Source organism: Helicobacter marmotae (assembly GCF_003364255.1).
Lineage (GTDB): Bacteria > Campylobacterota > Campylobacteria > Campylobacterales > Helicobacteraceae > Helicobacter_C > Helicobacter_C marmotae.
The window spans coordinates 1-769 of sequence record NZ_NXLR01000050.1; the positions used below are offsets into that span (position 1 = coordinate 1).

Annotated in this window: 1 protein-coding gene; it reads left to right on the forward strand. The window is 33.2% G+C overall.

Going from position 1 to position 769, the window contains the following annotated elements:
• Window positions 1-769 (forward strand): hypothetical protein (locus CQA63_RS10000; protein WP_211305748.1); only part of this gene is annotated, 769 nt, incomplete at both ends.

The following is a 769-nucleotide window of genomic DNA, read 5'->3' on the forward strand; positions in this document are numbered from 1 at the left end:
TACACTCAATAATAATGCTAGCTCTACTATTACAAGTATTACTAATAATGCTAATGCCACCATAGATACATTAGAAAATACCACAGGTAGCACCATTACGACTCTCACTAATATGCAAAATGCCACGATTAATAATTTAAATAATTCTGGCACGATTACGAATGACTTTACTAATAGTGGAAGTATTACTAATTTAACTAATAAATCAAGCGGGCAATTTAAAGGACTAACCAATAGTGACTCCATAACAAGCTTAGATAATCAAGCTAATGCTACTATAGAGACACTCACCAATAATCAAACCATTACCACACTTACTAATAGTGGAACGATTACTAATGGAATCACAAACTCTGGACAAAATGCCACCATTACCACACTTACTAATACTAACACCACTTTATCTAGCCTCACAAATTCAGGCACCATAACTACACTCAATAACAATGCTAGCTCTACTATTACAAGTATCACTAATAATGCTAATGCAAAGATAGATAATGTGAATAATAACGCCATTATTACAACTTTAAGCAATACCACTAATGGGACAATAGATAATGTAAGTAATAGCGGGACATTTACTACACTAGATAATCAAGGCACCCTTACTACCTTAACAAATAATGCTAATGCTACACTTACCACACTCACTAATCAACAAAACGCTACACTCACTACTTTAACTAATAATGGCAATATCACTAACCTAACCAATAGTGGCACACTTACTACTTTAAATAATAATCAACATATCCATACTTACACC